At 65.9% G+C, this 16,791-nt stretch carries 15 protein-coding genes (1 of these 15 cut by a window edge); 6 read left to right on the top strand and 9 right to left on the bottom strand.

Annotated elements, in window-relative coordinates:
- Positions 1 to 2,505 carry the 5' portion of a TonB-dependent receptor gene (locus J3A66_RS17380; protein ID WP_234387778.1) on the bottom strand. The gene continues 330 nt to the left of window position 1, outside the view, so only the first 2,505 of its 2,835 coding nucleotides appear in the window; the start codon lies at positions 2,503 to 2,505; its stop codon lies off the left edge, out of view.
- Between the two features lie 873 nt (positions 2,506 to 3,378).
- On the opposite strand from J3A66_RS17380, the gene J3A66_RS17375 reads away from it, so the two are divergent.
- The 4 genes from J3A66_RS17375 to J3A66_RS17360 all read left to right on the top strand — a co-directional run bounded on the left by J3A66_RS17375 (position 3,379) and on the right by J3A66_RS17360 (position 6,908).
- The gene (locus tag J3A66_RS17375; protein ID WP_031394264.1) at positions 3,379 to 4,029 is read left to right on the top strand and encodes a carbonic anhydrase; all 651 of its coding nucleotides are present in this window, start codon (positions 3,379 to 3,381) and stop codon (positions 4,027 to 4,029) included.
- Between the two features lie 170 nt (positions 4,030 to 4,199).
- A complete protein-coding gene (locus tag J3A66_RS17370; protein WP_209570204.1) occupies positions 4,200 to 5,000 on the top strand; it encodes a methyltransferase domain-containing protein in 801 nt (266 codons plus the stop codon).
- 70 nt (positions 5,001 to 5,070) lie between these two features.
- Entirely contained in the window at positions 5,071 to 6,129 is a 1,059-nt protein-coding gene (locus J3A66_RS17365) for a DUF4118 domain-containing protein (protein WP_107929492.1), read from the top strand.
- A gap of 86 nt (positions 6,130 to 6,215) precedes the next feature.
- Positions 6,216 to 6,908 carry a dienelactone hydrolase family protein gene (locus tag J3A66_RS17360; RefSeq protein ID WP_245336858.1) on the top strand — a complete coding sequence of 231 codons (693 nt, stop codon included), beginning with the start codon at positions 6,216 to 6,218 and terminating at the stop codon, positions 6,906 to 6,908.
- A gap of 54 nt (positions 6,909 to 6,962) precedes the next feature.
- Here the strand turns inward: J3A66_RS17360 and J3A66_RS17355 are convergent, their stop codons facing one another.
- Both J3A66_RS17355 and J3A66_RS17350 read right to left on the bottom strand, forming a co-directional pair.
- On the bottom strand, positions 6,963 to 7,859 hold the full coding sequence (locus J3A66_RS17355) for an ROK family protein (RefSeq protein WP_209570200.1): 897 nt from the start codon (positions 7,857 to 7,859) through the stop codon (positions 6,963 to 6,965).
- Between the two features lie 71 nt (positions 7,860 to 7,930).
- Positions 7,931 to 9,160, bottom strand: a complete 1,230-nt coding sequence (locus J3A66_RS17350; RefSeq protein WP_209570198.1) for an ROK family transcriptional regulator — start codon at positions 9,158 to 9,160, stop codon at positions 7,931 to 7,933.
- 274 nt (positions 9,161 to 9,434) lie between these two features.
- On the opposite strand from J3A66_RS17350, the gene J3A66_RS17345 reads away from it, so the two are divergent.
- Both J3A66_RS17345 and J3A66_RS17340 read left to right on the top strand, forming a co-directional pair.
- Positions 9,435 to 9,944, top strand: a complete 510-nt coding sequence (locus J3A66_RS17345; protein WP_209570196.1) for a hypothetical protein — start codon at positions 9,435 to 9,437, stop codon at positions 9,942 to 9,944.
- A gap of 37 nt (positions 9,945 to 9,981) precedes the next feature.
- Entirely contained in the window at positions 9,982 to 10,278 is a 297-nt protein-coding gene (locus tag J3A66_RS17340) for a hypothetical protein (RefSeq protein ID WP_209570194.1), read from the top strand.
- Between the two features lie 69 nt (positions 10,279 to 10,347).
- Here the strand turns inward: J3A66_RS17340 and J3A66_RS17335 are convergent, their stop codons facing one another.
- The 6 genes from J3A66_RS17335 to J3A66_RS17310 all read right to left on the bottom strand — a co-directional run bounded on the left by J3A66_RS17335 (position 10,348) and on the right by J3A66_RS17310 (position 16,790).
- The gene (locus tag J3A66_RS17335) at positions 10,348 to 11,298 is read right to left on the bottom strand and encodes a D-alanyl-D-alanine carboxypeptidase family protein (RefSeq protein ID WP_244649069.1); all 951 of its coding nucleotides are present in this window, start codon (positions 11,296 to 11,298) and stop codon (positions 10,348 to 10,350) included.
- A gap of 5 nt (positions 11,299 to 11,303) precedes the next feature.
- On the bottom strand, positions 11,304 to 11,657 hold the full coding sequence (locus tag J3A66_RS17330; protein ID WP_209570192.1) for a hypothetical protein: 354 nt from the start codon (positions 11,655 to 11,657) through the stop codon (positions 11,304 to 11,306).
- Positions 11,658 to 11,668: 11 nt separating this feature from the next.
- Positions 11,669 to 13,246 (bottom strand): L,D-transpeptidase family protein, encoded by a 1,578-nt coding sequence (locus J3A66_RS17325; protein WP_245336857.1) that lies wholly within the window; start codon positions 13,244 to 13,246, stop codon positions 11,669 to 11,671.
- Positions 13,247 to 13,391: 145 nt separating this feature from the next.
- On the bottom strand, positions 13,392 to 15,023 hold the full coding sequence (locus J3A66_RS17320) for a M28 family peptidase (RefSeq protein ID WP_209570190.1): 1,632 nt from the start codon (positions 15,021 to 15,023) through the stop codon (positions 13,392 to 13,394).
- Positions 15,024 to 15,106: 83 nt separating this feature from the next.
- A complete protein-coding gene (locus tag J3A66_RS17315; protein WP_209570188.1) occupies positions 15,107 to 15,919 on the bottom strand; it encodes a DUF1206 domain-containing protein in 813 nt (270 codons plus the stop codon).
- Positions 15,920 to 16,058: 139 nt separating this feature from the next.
- Complete coding sequence (locus tag J3A66_RS17310; RefSeq protein ID WP_245336856.1) at positions 16,059 to 16,790, bottom strand: EAL domain-containing protein; 732 nt, start codon at positions 16,788 to 16,790, stop codon at positions 16,059 to 16,061.
- Between the last annotated feature and the right edge of the window lies 1 nt (position 16,791).

The following is a 16,791-nucleotide window of genomic DNA, read 5'->3' as shown; positions in this document are numbered from 1 at the left end:
GCCCGACGCGTCGGTCGAGGAGGTCGTGCTGTCCTGATAGGTATAATTCGCCTGGAGCCCGAACCCGCCCCAGATCTCGCTCTGCCCGGACACGAGGATGCCGTTCACCTTCGCCTTGCCGCCGTTGATCGGCTGCGAAACGCTGTAATTGTTCTCCAGCCGCCCGGTCAGCGAATTGAACAGCGTCACCCCCTCGGTCCGGGTCGTGATGATGTAGTTGCTGATGTCGCGACGGAAGGCCTCGACCGCGAGCAGGCTGCCCGGACGCGGGTAGAATTCCGCGGTCAGCTCGTAATTGGTCGACTCATACGGCTTCAGATTGGGATTGCCGCCACCCGCATCGCGCGTCGTATCGTTTTGCGAGATCGATGCCGCCAGATCCTGATAGCGTGGCCGCGAGATCACCTTGGCGACCGCACCGCGGAAGATGAGCGACGAACTCGCCTCATAGGCGATATTGAAGCTCGGCAGGAACTTCAGATAGTCGGTCGATGTCGTCGTCGGGGTCGGCACGGGGTTGGGGTTGGCCGCGGTCGACAGCGTCAGCGCATAGTCCGACACGTCCTTGGTATAGACCAGCCGGCCGCCGATATTGCCGCGAAAGCCGCTCTGCTCGAAATTGAGCTGCGCATAGCTCGCCGCGACGGTTTCCTTGACCCGGGTTGACGCGCCGATCTTGCGGATCAGCGGCGAATTGATCGCATTCGCCAGGATGTCGATCACCGACTGTTCGGACAGGTTCAGATACTGAGTCGCGTTGCCCAACCCGCCGCTGCCGCTGAATGTGCCGTCCGGGGTCGACGCAGTCGGCACGTTGAGCTGCGATGCGAGCTGGGACGTGGTGAGATAGGTGTTGATGCCGCGGCCGTCGATGCGGTTGACATGGTCGGTGACGCGCGCGCCGAGCATCAGCTGCGTGAACGGCCCGAACGAAACCGGGATCGTCGCATCATAGCCGCCGAAGATGTCGCGATCGGTCGTCACGCTATAATCGAGTCCGCCGATCTGCGCGGCGTTCAACTGCGTGCCGCCGACCAGCACCGGGCTGCCCTCGATCTGTGCGGGATTGTTGTTCGGGTTGGTGAAGTAGTTTGCAGGGTTGGTCGGGTCGCCGGTGAAGTTGACCGTCGCCGTATCGTTGGTGAAGGCATAGCTGAACGGCAGTCTGGTCTGCACGTTGAACAGATATTCGGGATTGCGCCCGCCCCTCGCCCGGCTCCAGCCACCCGCGAACGACACCTTGGCGCCGTCATCGCCTTCCCAATCCGCGAACAGGTTCAGATTATCGGTTGTCAGCTTGGTCTTGCGGACGAGCGTGTCGAGCTGTGCACTCTGACTCGTGGCAGCACCGAAGGTCGCGGCGTTGACGACCCCGTTGCTGATATTGGCCGACTGCAGCACGTTACCCGTCCAGGCCCCGGGAATGGTGTACATCGACTGGCTGTAATTGTCGTAATTGCCGTTGATGTGCAGGCCGTTGAGCGTCAGCGTCAGCTCCGAGCTGGGGCGGTACTGAACGGTACCCGATACGCTCTTGCGCTCGCGCGTCTGCTGGAAATAGGCGTAGTTGATGCCGAACGGCGACGCGGCCTTGTAGAGATCCGCAATCGTTCCGCCAGTGATGGTCGCACCCGGACTCTTCAGGCTAAGCGTGCCGTCCTGCGCGCGGTTGACGAACGGGCTGTTATAGGTGCCGTCCGCATTCGCCGCGGCATTGTCATAGCCGAAGAATTCCACGCCGGCGCGCGTCAGGCTCTGCTTGTCATAGGTCGCGGCGACCAGCACACCGAACGTCTCCGCATCATTCTTCCAGCTGTACAGCCCCGAGCCGCGGACATTGCCCTTGTCCGAACGGTCGTTGTACGAATAGCCGCCCGACGCGAAGATCGAATTGGCCTTGAGCTCGAGCGGCCGGCGGGTGCGGACGATGACCGTGCCCCCGAGGCTCCCCTCCTCGATCCGCGGTTCGGGCGACTTGTACACCTCGAGCCGGTCGACGAGTTCGGGCGCAAGCAACGAATAGTTGAAGGTGCGGCTCGACGGGTCATTGTCGTTACCGCCCCAATCCGCCGATGCGAGCGCATGACCGTCGAGCAGCATCCGGTTGAGCGCGGGATCGGTACCAAGGATGGCGACCTTCTCGCCCTCGCCGAAGCGCCGATCGATGCTCACGCCGGGGATGTGCGACAGCGATTCGGCGACGTTGCGGTCAGGAAACTTGCCGATCGCTTCGGCGCTGATCACGTCGACCACGGCATTGGCCTCGCGCTTGACCGCGATCGCGCTGCGCAGGCTGCCGCGGATACCGGTGACGACGATGTCGCTGTCCGCGTCCCCCGAGGGGGCGGCCTGCGTGGGAGGTGTCTGAGCGGATACGGGCTGCTCGGCGGCGGCTGGCGGGGCGGATGACGGCGCGGTTTGTGCGCCCGCAGGCGCGATCAGCCCGGCGATCGCGCTGGCGACCACGGCGGTGGATGCGAGCAACATCTGCTTAGGAAAAACCATTGGTCAAAGCCCCTTTTCATAGGCGCCATCGCGCCATCCCGATGCAGCCCATGCCTGCACCCGTAAATCCCGCGAATCGCCCGGTATTCTTTTGGTAGCCAGGTCGATGTCTAGGCGCCGCTACCTATATCAAATTCATTTTCCGAATCTAATGCGAAAATTACCTTTTTATTACCAATTCTGGGAGGGACGCATTCCAGTCCGGCGGTTGCCCCGTGGCTGCGGACCTGACGCCAGCAAGGCCCGGGCCGAGTTCGTTCCACAAGGCAAGACGCGTCAGCGCATCAATTTGCCAAGGTACTCCACGTTTCGGAAGATGGTGTCAGTCGCGAGCCGAAGACACATTCCTTTGCCCGTCGAGGGACTTGCCCACGCTTACTGACAGGCGCTAGCGCATCATGACCCCGGCAGCTGACGCCAAGATCGACCGCAGCGGATCTAATACTCGCTTAGGCTCGCGAGGCATCCGTTGGCGAACCCCGAATAAGGGCAACACTCCGTACCAATATAGGATGTTTGCGGCGTCCACTGAGCCATGCGGTTTGTGCGCGGCGGGTGTCGCTACCAGCCCCAGCGAAAGCGCTGATCAGGCGAGCGCAAAATATCCTCGTAGCGCAATGCTGCGCGCGGCAGCGCCCTGTCCATGGCGCCGGAGCCCCTGCCCATGGCATAGGGCCTGACCAACCCCATGGTCGCGCAATTCCTCCGTGCGGGGGGCGTGCCTACGATTCCCCCGTACCTGCGCCACTCGCGGGGCAGATCGCTCGCCCTATCGCAGGATCGGCAGTGTTGCGGGCTTCCCGGGGAACCGCTCGCATGACAAGGGGTTTCTGAAATTGGCCGTTTTGGCCGTATCCCGGGAGACGATACACAATGACTGATTTTGCCGATCTTGTAGATGGATACCAGCGGTTTCGGACGTCCGACTGGCGCCGCCAGCATGACCGTTGGGAGAAATTGAAAGTCGGACAGGAACCGCGCGTCATGGTGATCGCCTGTTCGGACAGCCGGGTCGAACCCGCGCAGATCTTCGACACGTTGCCTGGTGAGATGTTCGTCGTCCGCAACGTCGCCAACCTCGTTCCGCCGTTCGAGACGGGCGGCGGCTATCACGGCGTTTCTGCCGCGGTGGAATTTGCGGTCACGCAGCTCAAGGTCGGCGAGATCGTCGTACTCGGCCATGGCCAGTGCGGCGGCTGCAAGGCGGCGCTCGCAGGCACGTTCGACAAGGCAGAGCGCGGCCAGGGTGGCTTCATCAGTGACTGGGTGCATCTGCTCGATGGCGCACGCGAGTCCGTCGCCAAGGATCATGCCGATCTGAAGTCTGAAGAGGCTCGCGAGGCGATGGAGCAGGCTGCCGTTCGGACGTCGATTGAAAATCTGCGGACCTTCCCGTTCGTCCGCGATGCAGAGGCTGCCGGCGATCTCGAGATCCGCGGCGCGGTGTTTGCGATCGACGACGGCATTCTGCGCGTGATGGACGAGGATGGCGGGTTCACGCCGGCTCAGCCCCGCGCGGACTGATGCCGAGGCCGGGCCGGCGAAAGTCTCGTCGGCCCGGCGCATCTTTACTTCAAACCTTATCTGCTGGCCGCTGCGAGCTCTCGCAAATGGTCAGGGGAAACCGAGACTGTAGGCGGGTTGCGGCCCGTCAGATTAGGGCGCTATGTTGCTGGCTTCTGACTGGAGGTCCTATGACGCGCCTTGCCTTGGTTATCGCTGCCGGCCTGTCGGCCGCCACAGCGGCGTATGCCGCACCCGATCCCGCGCCGAGCGCCGCTCTCGTCGCGGCGACCAAAGCCGGGACGCGAACGCCCGCGACGATCGCGCGCGACGCTTTCCGCCACCCCGCCCAGACGCTGGCGTTTTTCGATGTGAAGCCTGGTGACACGGTCGTCGAGATCTGGCCCAGCGGCGGCTGGTATACCGAGATCCTTGCGCCCTATCTCGCGGCCCGCGGCACGCTTTATGCCGCTGCGCCGAGCGAGAAGGGTCTCGCAGCTGTCCGGGCCAAGCGCCAGGCGATGCCCGAAGCCTATCGCGCGCTGCGCTATGCCATGTTCCCGGCAGTCGCCGGCCAGCCGACCGTTCCCGCAGGCTCGGCGGACGTCGTGCTGACCTTCCGCAACGTGCACAACTGGCGGTTCGGGGCCGCCGATCAGACCCAGGCCGCGTTCGACCAGATGTTCGCGATGCTCAAGCCCGGCGGCACGCTTGGCCTTGTCGAACACCATCTGCCCGAAGCGTCGGGCAAGATCGAGGAAGGCAAGAGCGGCTATATGAAGCGGTCTTCGGTCATCGCCTATGCCACCAAGGCAGGATTCAAGCTGGCAGGCGAGAGCGCGGTGAATGCGAACCCGAAGGATACGCATGACTATCCCAAGGGCGTGTGGACCCTGCCGCCCAATTACGCCGAGGGCGATGTTGGCCGCCCGCGCTATGCCGCGATCGGCGAAAGCGACCGGATGACGCTCAAGTTCGTCAAACCCCGTTGATCGCCGCGCAGAGTGTCACCCGCCGCATCCAAGGTTTGGAAGCGGCGGGCTACACTGTTACGACACCCGTGTGACCGCCACCCCACTCCGTTTCCTCGAACGTCTGCCGCTGCTATGGGATCGCCGCGCCATCGCGTACGGCGTTGCGGTCGCCCTCTCCATCGCTGCCTGCGCGATCCGGATCGGCGTCGATCACCTGCTGCCGCCCGGTTTTCCGTTCCTGACCTTCTTCCCGGCGGTCATCATCTCGTCCTTCCTGCTCGGGCGCGGTCCCGGTTCAGCGGCTGCACTGCTGTGCGGCGTGCTGGCCTGGTATTATTTCATCGCGCCGCGCCAAGGGTTCACGCTCGGCGTCGATACCGCGGTGGCGCTGCTCTTCTATGCCGCAGTCGCTGCCGTCGACATCGCGCTGGTCCACTGGATGCAGCAGGCCAATCACCGGCTGCGCGACGAGCGTGAACGCAACGCCGACCTCGCGCTGCGCAGCGGGCTGCTTGCTGATCGGACAGAGGTGCTGTTCCGCGAATTGCAGCACCGCGTATCGAATAATCTCCAGATGATCGGGGCCGTCCTCGCGTTGCAGAAGCGCGGTATCGCCGACCCCGCCGCGGCCCTCGCGCTCGACAATGCAGCGACCAAGATCACGCTGATCGGCCGGATCCAGCGGCAGCTCTACGATACCAGCGGATCGCTGATCGCGCTCGACCAGTTCCTGCACCAACTGACTGCCGACGTGATCGAGGCGGGCGGCAATCCCGGTATCGTCCACTCGGTTTCCGCACCGCCCGGCGTCATGCTCCCCCCCGACGCGCTGATCCCCGTTGCGCTGATCATGGCGGAGGCGATCGCCAACGCGATCGAGCATGGGCTGGTGGGACGCGATCATGGCAGCATCCGGGTCGATCTCGTCCAGACCGCCACCGGGTTGCAGCTTTGCGTGACCGACGACGGCGCCGGACTGCCCGAGGGATTCGACACGCGCGGCTCGACGAGTCTCGGCCTGAAGATCGCCACTACGCTAGCGCGCCAGCTCGGTGGCAGCTTCGACGTCAGAAGCGCCGATCCGGTCGGCGCACAGAGCGTTCTGACCATCCCCCATTCCCCCGCAGGACAGCCCCCTACCCCATGATCATCCGCAGCGACGAATTCATCGATATCCCTCGCATCGCCAGCGGCACTCCTTCGGATGATGCCATGCCGTCACCAGGCGGCGTCATGCGCACGCACCTGTTCCGCCCCGCGGTCGAGGGACGCTATCCCGGCGTTCTACTGTTCTCGGAAATTTACCAGGTCACGGATCCGATCCGCCGACTCGCCGCCTATGTCGCCGGCCACGGCTTCTGTGTCGCGGTGCCCGAGGTCTATCATGAGTATGAGCGACCCGGGACGGTGCTGCGCTACGACGTGGCCGGCACCGATCGCGGCAACGCGCTGAAGGTCACGAAACCGGTTCACGCCTTCGACGCGGATGCGGTCGCGGCGCTCGACGGCCTCGCCATGCACCCCGCCTGTACCGGGCGGCTCGCGACGATGGGCGTCTGCCTGGGGGGACATCTTGCCTACCGCGCCGCACTCGATCCCCGCGTCGCAGCAGCGGCGTGCTTTTACGCGACCGACATCCACAGCGGCACGCTGGGTGAAGGCAAGCAGGATGACAGTCTGGCGCGCATGGAGGAGCTGAAGGCGGAAACGCTGTTCATCTGGGGGCGGCAGGACCCGCATGTCCCGTTTGCCGCGCGCGAGACGATCCGCGCACGGCTGGAGGCGGTCGGCGCCAATTATGGCTGGCTCGAGGTCAACGGCCAGCACGCGTTTCTGCGTGACGAGGGACCACGCTATGATCCCGCCCTGTTCACCCAGACGCTGAACGCGGTCATCGCTCTATTTAACCGCACCCCAGCCGGATGACGGCGCACCGCCGGTGAGCCGGCTAGGCGCCTCGCGGGCTCCGACGCAGGAGGCTCAGCGCGGCCACAACCGCGCTGCGCCGCGCACGCCCGAGGAATCACCCCAACGGGCCGGCACCACCTGCCCCTTCCAGTCGCCACCGAAGCTGTAGCGATCGATCACCGCGGGAAGCCGGGCGTAGATCGCCTCGACATTCGACATGCCGCCGCCGAACACGAAGACGTCCGGGTCGACGATATTGGCGATCATCGCCAGCGCGCGTCCGAGCCGATCGACATAGGTGTCGAGCGATGCGACCGCGTCGGCTTCGCCGTGTCGCGCGGCCTCGACGATCGCGGCGCCGTCGAGCATCTGCCCGGACCGGGCGGCATGATCCTGCCGGAAACCGGTCCCCGATATCAGCATGTCGAGGCACCCGCTTTGTCCGCACCAGCAGGACGGACCGGGATATTCCGCCGCGGTCATCCATGGAAGCGGAACATGGCCCCATTCGCCGCCCATGCCGTTCGCGCCCTCGACGATGTGCCCGTCGACGACCAGTCCGCCTCCGACGCCGGTCCCGACGATCACCGCAAAGGCGGACCGCGCCCCCGCTGCCGCCCCGTCGACCGCCTCGGACAGCGCCATGCAATTCGCGTCATTGGCCATCCGGACCTGACGGCCGAGCGCAGTCTCCAGATCCTCGCGAAAGGCGCGGCCGTTGAGGAAGGTGGCGTTCGAGTTGCGCATCAGCCCGTCGCGCGGACTGATCGATCCGGGCGTACCGACCCCGATCGAGCCCATGGCACCCGCCTCGCGCTCGGCGCGAGCGATCAGGTCACCGATCGTCCGGATGGCGCCGTCGTAATTGCCCGGGTTCGGGCTGCGCACGCGGGCAAGAAACTGACCGTCGGCGTCGAGGGCCGCTGCCTCGATCTTCGTGCCGCCGACGTCGATACCGATCTGGATCACTGCATCTCTCTCTGACTTTGATTTTGCGGCACCCTGCCCGTGAGAAAGATAAAGTCAATTTGCTTTAACAATCAGCCCTTGATCAGGATAGCGTCCGACGGCAGGATCCGGTCGAGAAACGGCAAGATCGCAGCGCCCACGGCGGGCGCATCGCGCGACAGTGTGGCGCGCCGGATCGGTGCACGCGCCGGGATCGTCGGCGCTGCCGCGAGCAGCTTGCGGGCCGTTTCCTCGGCCAGTCGGTCGAGTACCGTATCGGGGAGGCGTCCGCCGATCAGCACCGCGGCGGGGTTGATCAGGCAGTTGACGGCGGTCAGCGCGGGCACGAGCGCGCTTGCGCACTCGTCGACCCATGCATCAAGTGTCGCACCGAACTGTTCGGCAACGTCCAGCGCCGGGTCGAACGGCGTGGTCAAGCCAGCCTGTTCAAGCCGCGCGGCGAGCGCGGACAAGGACACCACGTCCTGAAGCACCTGTCCCGGCATACCCGTCAGCGGCAGAAAGCCGAGTTCGCCGCTCCGCGCGTCGGCGCCGCGGTAATAGGAGCCGTCGATGACGACCCCGCCCCCGAGCCCTGCGCTGACCAGAATGTAGAAGAAGCTCGCATGGTCGAGCCCGCCGCCGAACTGCGCCTCGCCGATCGCCGCCGCCGCCGCGTCATTGTCGATATGCACCGACCATGGAACGACACCGGCGAGCAATGCCTGGAGGTCGACCGCGCCCCAGCATTCATAGCCCGCCGGACGATGCGGCAACGCGACCTGCCCCAGATCGTCGGGCAACGCCACGCCGACGCCGAGGATACGGTCGGCGCGCAGCACGTCTGATCGCCGGATCTCAACAATCTCCTTGCCGACGATACCAATGATGTCGTCGGGCATCGCGAACGCGATCTGCTGTGTGAACCGGGACCGAACCTGCCCCGCCAGATCGAGCGATACGAGCGTGACGTGATCACGGTCGATGTTCAGCCCGATCGCGAAGCATCCATCGGGGTTGATCCGCAACCGCACCGCCGGCTGGCCGCGTCCGCCCTTGCGGCGCCCGGCATCGACGATGAGATCAGCCTCGAACAGGCGTCCCGTGATATTCGCGATCGTCGGCGCGGTGAGGTTGGTCATCGTCGCGATCTCGGTCCGGGTGATGTCCGGATTTCGACGGATGACCTGGAGCACGACGCGCTGGTTATAGTCGCCGGCCCGTTCGAGATTGGTGCCCGACAGGCTTGGGCCGAGCCGGACCGCGCGTTCCTCCGCAGTCACCCCGCCACCGGCGTGCGGCTCGAAATCCGAGAAATCCACGGCTTGCTCCCTCCCTGGAACGTCGAGGCGCACGTCGATGTGACTTCGCGCGCCGCCCCGTCAGTCGCGCGGCCGACGGCCCCAAACGCGATCCTATAGTCCGACATCCACCCCAGCCGGTCAATTGAATATGCCAAGTTGGTTATATCTCCGCATCGGGAGCCTCACCGGTCCGGCACGGCGGCGCGCTTCCGGCGGCGAACAAGCCACGTCGCGCAGTTGCAAAGCCTGTGGTATCGCGCCGCAATTCAACCATTTGGAAAGATCGACATCGATGATTACACGGCTCGAAGATCTGGAGCGGGTCCGCGCCGAAAGCCGGTCGCTTGTCACCCGGCGATCCTTGATGTCGGCGGGCGCCGCGGTCGTACCGATCCCGGGCGTCGACCTGGTCGCCGATGTCGGCCTGTTGACAACCCTGCTGCCGAAGATCAGCGAAATGTTCCAGCTCGATCACGAACAGGTGCAAAGGCTCGAGCCGCATCTCGCGCAGCAGGTGCTGGTGATGGCGTCGAGCATGGGTAACAACGTGATCGGCCGCATGGTCACCAAACGGGTGGTCGCCGCGCTGCTGCGGCGCGTCGGCACGCGGATGGCGGCGGGATCGCTTGCCAAATACGTACCGTTCGTCGGTTCTGCCTTCGCAGCCACGATCAGCTTCGGGGCGATGAAGCTGGTCGGCAACGCGCATATCGAGGATTGCTACAAGACGGCGCTGGCCTTGCTGCCCGCGTCGGGGCAAATCGCTCCGGTCTCGACCCCGGCGGGCGGTATCGCACGCTGACCCGGCGCACGCAGCGCCCCACGAAGAGGACCGACACATGGCGAAACAATATTGGGCACAGTTGATCGACTTCGAAGAGGAGATGCAGTCCGCGTGCATCTCCGGCGCGACCGATCACGAGGATGCCGCCGAGACGCTCATCTCCGACTTCGTCGGGCAGATGGGTGGAGAAATCACCAAGGGCGCTGTGCGCGTCTGGGTGCAGGGCGAAAACCGCGAGAAGATCTATGACTGGACCGTCGACCTGATCATCCCAGAGGATGACGGCACGCACGGCGGCGAGGATGAAGAGATCGAGGTCGAGGCCGAGATCGAGTTGATCGAACGCACCTGACGCCCCCGCGCCAATCAGGCACCCCGTGCACCGTGGCGTACGGGGTGCCCTGGCTTGAGCCGCAACAGATTAGCTCGGGGCGCCCTCGCCGCCGTTGAACCCGCGCTCGAGAATCTGCGCGACCAGCCGATCGCGTGAGCGTGCGGTTCGCTCGCCCAGGACGACGGCGATCAGTCGGCGGTTGCCGCGCTTGGCCGATGCCGCCAGATTGAACCCGGCCTCGACCGTATAGCCCGTCTTGATGCCGTCGAGCCCGTCGAAGGCGCCGAGCATGTGATTATGGTTCTGCAACTGCCGTCCCGCCCAGCGAAACGACCGGGTGCTGAAATAGGCATAGCGATCCGCATGCTGGTCGATCAGCGCCTTGGACAACATGGCCATGTCGGTGGCGGTCGTGAGATTGGCGCCGGGCAATCCAGTGACGTTGGTGAACGACGTCCGCCGCATGCCGAGCGTCCGCGCCTTTGCGGTCATCCGCCGCGCGAAGCCGGCTTCGCTGCCACCCAGTTTTTCGGAAAGTGCCACCGCCACGTCATTGGCCGAACTCACCGCGATCGCCCGGATCGCTTCGCCGACGGTCAGCCCGGCACCGGGTCGCAGACCGAGCCGTGACGGCGGCTGGTTTGCCGCAGCGCGTGAGAATTTGACGGTGTCGGACAGCTGCAGCTTGTTCGCGTCGAGCGCGTCGAACGCGAGGAACAGCGTCATCATCTTGGTCAGCGACGCGGGTCGACGGACCAGATTGGCCCCTTGCGCATATAATACCCGGCCGTCGCGCGCGTCGATCAGGATGGCCGACACGGTCCGCGCCGCCGCGGGCGATGGCGCGGCGAGCACCGGTTCCGCCAAAGCCGGAACCGCCATTGCCGTCCCGGGAATCGCCGCCAGCGGCACCGGCGCGGCGCGGCTCGCCACCCCGGCGGGCGACGCCGTCGATACCGCAGACGACATGGGCAGAACCAGCGTGGCCAGCGCCGCCAGCACGGCCGGGATACGGCGCTGATAGGCGCCGGTCGGCATCGGCCTCACTGCGGCTCCATCTCGTTCGTGGCGGGCACGTCATCAGCGGGTTCGCTCGCGCTGCTGCCGTCGCGGCGGACGCGCGCAGTCATGCCCGTCGCATCGGCATCGTCCTGCATCTGAACGTCCGGCGCGATTTCCGGAGCGGGAGGGGCTTCGGCCTTGACCTCCGCAGGGGCGGGTGCAGGCGCTTCCTCGACCACCGCCGGCGCCTCGGCCTCGGCGGGGGCCTCTTCCTCATACGCGCTGTTTTCGGTCACGGTTGCGGTGTCCGGCTCGGACGGGGAACAGCCGCCGAGCGCGGTCACCAACAGGCTCGCGCCGAGCGCGAAGCGGATCGCATATGCCTTGGTCGTCATGGTCATGTCCCTTATCGTGCTGCCATCGCCTGCGCCGCCGACCGTGCTTCGATCTTGGAGGCAAGTGTCGAATCCCAGCTATAGGGATCCGCGCGGAAGTTCATCTGGCCGTTACCACTGGCGAATGCCGTCCAATAGAGCAGATAGACCGACACGGGCTTGCTGAGCCGCGCCCGCACCGTCGCGCCCTTGTCGACCGTCGCCGCGACCATCTCGGGGGTCCATTGCGGATCACCCGCGAGCAGGAGGTTGGCAAGCTCGGCGGGCTTTTCGAGCCGGACGCACCCGTGGCTCGCCAGACGGCTGAAGCTCGCAAACTTCGCGCGTGACGGGGTGTCGTGCAGATACACCGAATAGGGATTGTCGAAATCGAACTTGTACCGCCCCAGCGCGCTCTGCGTGCCTGCGGCCTGCTGCAGCCGCGTGCCGCCGATCACCTTGAAGCCGTTGCGCTTCAGGTATCCCGGATTGGCCTTTTCCTTCGGCCATAGTTCGCGTGTCGCGATCGAGGTCGGCACATTCCAGGGCGGATTGATCACGACGCTGTGGATCGTCGAGGTCAGCATCGGCGTCTCGTCGCCCGGCCGCCCGGTAACCGCGCGCATCGAGGTAATCGGCCGGTCGCCATCGAATACCGTCAGGACCGCGGCGGCGATGTTCACCTGGATGCGATCCTTGGGCAGTTCCTGCGGCAGCCAGCGCCAGCGTTCCATGTTCGCCATGATCTGGCGGACGCGATCGGTCGCCGAGACGTTCAGCGCACCCAGCGTCTGCCCCGACACGATCCCGCTCGGATTGAGCCCGTAGCGCCGCTGCGCGCGACGTACCCCCTCGAGCAGCGCAGCGTCGAACCGGTCACCACCGGTCGATACGTCCTTGTCCTCGACCGCGAGGCGCTGGCGGAGCGCAGTCACACGCGGGCCCGTCGCGCCGATCGTCATGTCCGGCCCACTCGCCAGCACCGACCAACCGCCCGCCGCCGCGATCGCGCGATAGCGCTCGAGCCCGGCCTTGAGCCCGTCATACCCTGAATAGGGCGGCGGCAACGCGGCGAACCACGCGGCGATCCGGTCACGCTTCACCGCATCGGCAAAGCCCGGCAGCGGATCGAAGGCGGGCGGGCGCATGCCCCAGTCACGCTGGAAGTCTGCCTCGGACAAACGCCCGGCATGCACCGCGCGGGCATGGTCGAGCGCTTCGCGGACCAATGTGTCGTTGTCGACGTCGAGCACCAGCGCCGGCCGCGCGAGGGCAAGCCCCTGCCCCATCGTGTCCGACGCAAGCAGCTTCTGCAGCTGTTTGACCTGGGCAAGGGACAGCACCGGCATGCGAACGGTAGGCACCACCGGCGGCACCGCCATGCGCGGCGTCATCGCTTGGGCCGGAAGCGCAGGCTGGCTGGCCGGCGGGTTCGATGGGGAGACAGGCCTTTGCGGCTGGGTCTGGAACAGTTGCGGCGGCACCAGCTGCTCCTGCGGCGCTCGGGCCGAAACGGCGTCGACCGGGAGCAACAGGGCCACCAACGCGGCACCGCTCAGCATCGTGCCGAACCAGGGGGCGTTCGTCTTTGTCTTTGAAAGGCTTTGCATAGCGTCCCTATAGCGATCGCGTCCTGCGTCGCACGGGCAATATCGCCCTAGCCTGAATAAAGCCCGGACGACGCGATATTTCCCGCCGCCTTGCCGACTATCACAGGGCTCAACGCCCCCTTCGGCCCGGGCGCGGCCGTGCCCGTCATTTGCGCGCCGCCCGAGTCGTGTCGCGCGCCGCTGCGAACGGCTCGGACGAGTTCCAGACCGGCCATGCCGTCCCCTCGGCGACCTCGCGGCCCAGCGCATAGGCGACGCTGCCCTCCTGCGCGGCGCCGGTCATGTCCCAGCGTGCGTCGAATTCGTCGCAGGTCTGGTGATAGCATCGTGCGTTGAACCGATCGCGCATCGCCTCGCCCGTCTTCGCCCCGCCCGTCACCAGATCGCGGCCCGCGCGGAAATACACCCCCGGCACGCCCTTCTGCGCCAGCGCATAATGGTCCGAGCGGTAATACCAGCCCGCCTCGGTATTCTCCTCGGGCACGATCCGCAGGCCCTGCGCCGCCGCAACCCGCTCGAGATCGCGCTCCATCGGCGTTCGCCCGACGCCGATCAGTTCGAGATCGCGCGTCCGCCCCAGTACGACATGTGGATCGAGATTGAACTGTGCGGCGGTCGTCGCGAGCGGCAGGACGGGGTGGTCGGCATACCAGCTTGCACCGAGCAGCCCCTTTTCTTCCGCAGTCCACAGCGCGAACACGACCGAACGCCGCGGGCGTGCGGCGCCGGCATAGGCGTGCGCGATCTCGAGCAGCGTTGCGGTGCCGGTCCCGTTGTCAATTGCGCCGTTGCGGATCCGGTCCGCGGGCGGATCGAACGCGTTCTCCCCATAGGCATCCCAATGCGCGCCATAGAGAATGCTGCCCGCCGCGGGATCGGTGCCCGGAAGAACGCCGACGACATTGTGGCTCGCAACATGTTCCATCCGCGTTTCGACGCGCGCCGACAGGGTCGCCCCCTTCAAAGTGATCGCGGCAAAGTCTGCGCGCTGAGCAGCAACCTTTGCCGCGGCATAATCCAGGCTCGCCTGCCGCAGCAGACGGATTCCGATGTCGTTGCGCAGGTTTCCGCGCAGTCCGAACGCCGCAGGCACCGTCCCGGTGTCGAGCGCATAGCCCGGTACCGCGTCGCCGTTCGCGATCTGCAGCCAGGGATAGCTGGCTGGGAACGTCTCGTGGATCGTCAGGAACGCCGCAGCGCCGCGCTTCTGCGCCTCGTTCAGCTTGGTCCGTGCGGCTGGGCTCGAGGCGCGTCCGCCAAATCCCAGGTCCCGCCCCGCCTCGACATCGGGATCGCCGGCCAGGGCGACGACGATCTTGCCGCGCACATCGACCCCGCGATACGGATCATAGCCGAGCTTTGGCTCGACCACGCCATAGCCGACAAAGACGATATCGGCATGATCGAGCGCGGTCGTGCCGACGATCCGCGACGATGCCGCGATCTCGATTCCGGGCCGCAACGCCACGGACTGATCGCCGAGATGCAGCGTGAAGGTTGCGGCATCGCGGGTCCAGCGCAGCAGGGGCACACGCTGCCGATAGCTGGCGCCGACAATGGGTTTCAGCCCGAGTTGCTTGAAGCGTCGCTCGAGAAATTCGAGCGTGACCGCCTCGCCCGCCTGGGTGGGTCCACGCCCGTGAAACGCATCCGCGCTCAGCGTCTGGACGTCCGCCTTGATCCGGTCCGGCGACAGGATGGGCGGCCGTGGATCAGCGGCGATGGCGGCGGTAGTGGCCGAGACGGTGAGCAGCAGCAGCGGCAGGAGGCGTTTCATCGGCTCAACCTGCCCGTGATGCGTCGCACGCACAAGCGACCGAATGAGATTGCGCGCTATTCCCGTGCCTTAGGGTGCGACGTTCAGCCAGGCAAACGAACCTGGACGCGGCGAAAGCGCGCTTCGACAAAGCTGTAGACGCCGAACAATCCCAGCCCGACGCCCGTCGCGGCCAACAGCCATTTGCCCCCCGGCTGGTCCTGCAGCATCGCCAGCGCGTCGGCCATGCCGCCGGCTTCGGTGGCGTGCGCCTGCCATGCCGCGACCGCAAAGAAGCCGGCGATGATCGTGAAGACGACTGCGCGGGCGCCATAACCCAGCCGCCCCATCGTGCAGACATAGGAAGGCAGCGAGCCGTCATTGTGCAGGTCCTTGACGAAATCGCCCTTCCAGGCCTTCCTCGCCTGCATCACAGCCGCGGTGAGGATACCGATTGCGACCACGGCAACCAGCACGCGGCCGAACGGGACCGAAAGCAGCCAGCCTGTCCAGTCGCGGGCGCTCTCGTCACCCGGGGACTGCCCGCCGCCGCCCGTCCTTGGTTGCCAGGCGAGACGTGCCGCACTCCAGGCAAGGATGAGGTGGGCTATCCCGCTGACGACGTGCCCGATCCGGGTCAGGGCACCCTTGGCGTCGCGCATGATCCGCTCCGGATCGGCGATCGCTTCGGTCAGCCGCCACACCGCATAGCCGAGCAGACCCGCGGCAATGACGGCCAGCAGGACGGCACCGAGCTGCTCGTCCGCCAGCGATCCGATCGCACCCTGATTGTCGGCGATCGTTCCGCCGCGCATTGCGGCATCGACCGCAAACCAGGCAACCAGACAATACACCAGCCCGCGCGCGGCGAAGCCGAGACGTGCGAGTTGCGTCGCACGGACATCCGAGATGGTCACCGCAAATCCCCCTGGATCATATTGATCGTTACGCCGGCTAAACCCGCCGTGCGCAGCGACGTTCCGCCGGCGGTCACGACATCGCCGCGGCGACGCGGATCGGCGCAGCCCGGTACCGCGCCCGGGCCGCACCGGACCGTCAGGCGTGGATCACCTCTGCGGCGTCCGCGAAGGGGACCGGAAGGCGTGCAATCGCGGGACGCGCGATCAGGTAGCCCTGGCACAACCGTACCCCGAGCGCGCGCAACGCCGCCAGTTCGCCCGAAGTCTCGATCCCCTCGGCGATCGGGATGATGCCAAGTTCGTCGCACAATGCGATGACCGCGGCGACGATCGACCGCTTCACGGCGGACCCGTCGATCCCGCGGATCAATGCCATGTCGATCTTGATGACATCGGGATTGAGTTCGGCGAGCAGCCCCAGCCCCGCATAGCCCGCGCCGAAATCGTCGATCGCGGTCACGAACCCTTGCGCACGGTACGCCTCGATGATCCGCCGTACATGCGGCACGTCGCGCATGCGTTCGTTCTCGGTGAATTCGAACATCAGGTTGCGCTTGTCGAAGCCGACCCGCGCCGCTGCCCCCAGCGTCGCCCGGATACAGGCATTGGGTTCATAGACCGCGTTAGGCATGAAATTGATCGACAGCTTCACGTCCTCGCCCGGCGTGAACAGCGCGCCAGCCATCTCCACCGCGCGCACACGGCAGGCCTGATCGAACCCGTAGATCATGTCCCCCGACACCCTGTCGAGGATCGCCCCCGCGCCCGCACCGTCGGTACCGCGAACCAGCGCTTCATAGGCCCAGACCCGCTCCGTCGCGATGTTGACGATCGGCTGGAACGCCATCGTGAAATCGAACGGGAGCATG

The sequence above is a fragment of the Sphingomonas sp. PvP018 genome (genome assembly GCF_017876865.1).
In the GTDB taxonomy this organism is placed as follows: domain Bacteria; phylum Pseudomonadota; class Alphaproteobacteria; order Sphingomonadales; family Sphingomonadaceae; genus Sphingomonas; species Sphingomonas aerolata.
Note: the sequence above shows the minus strand (reverse complement) of the source record. Positions and strands in the feature narration are given on the sequence as shown.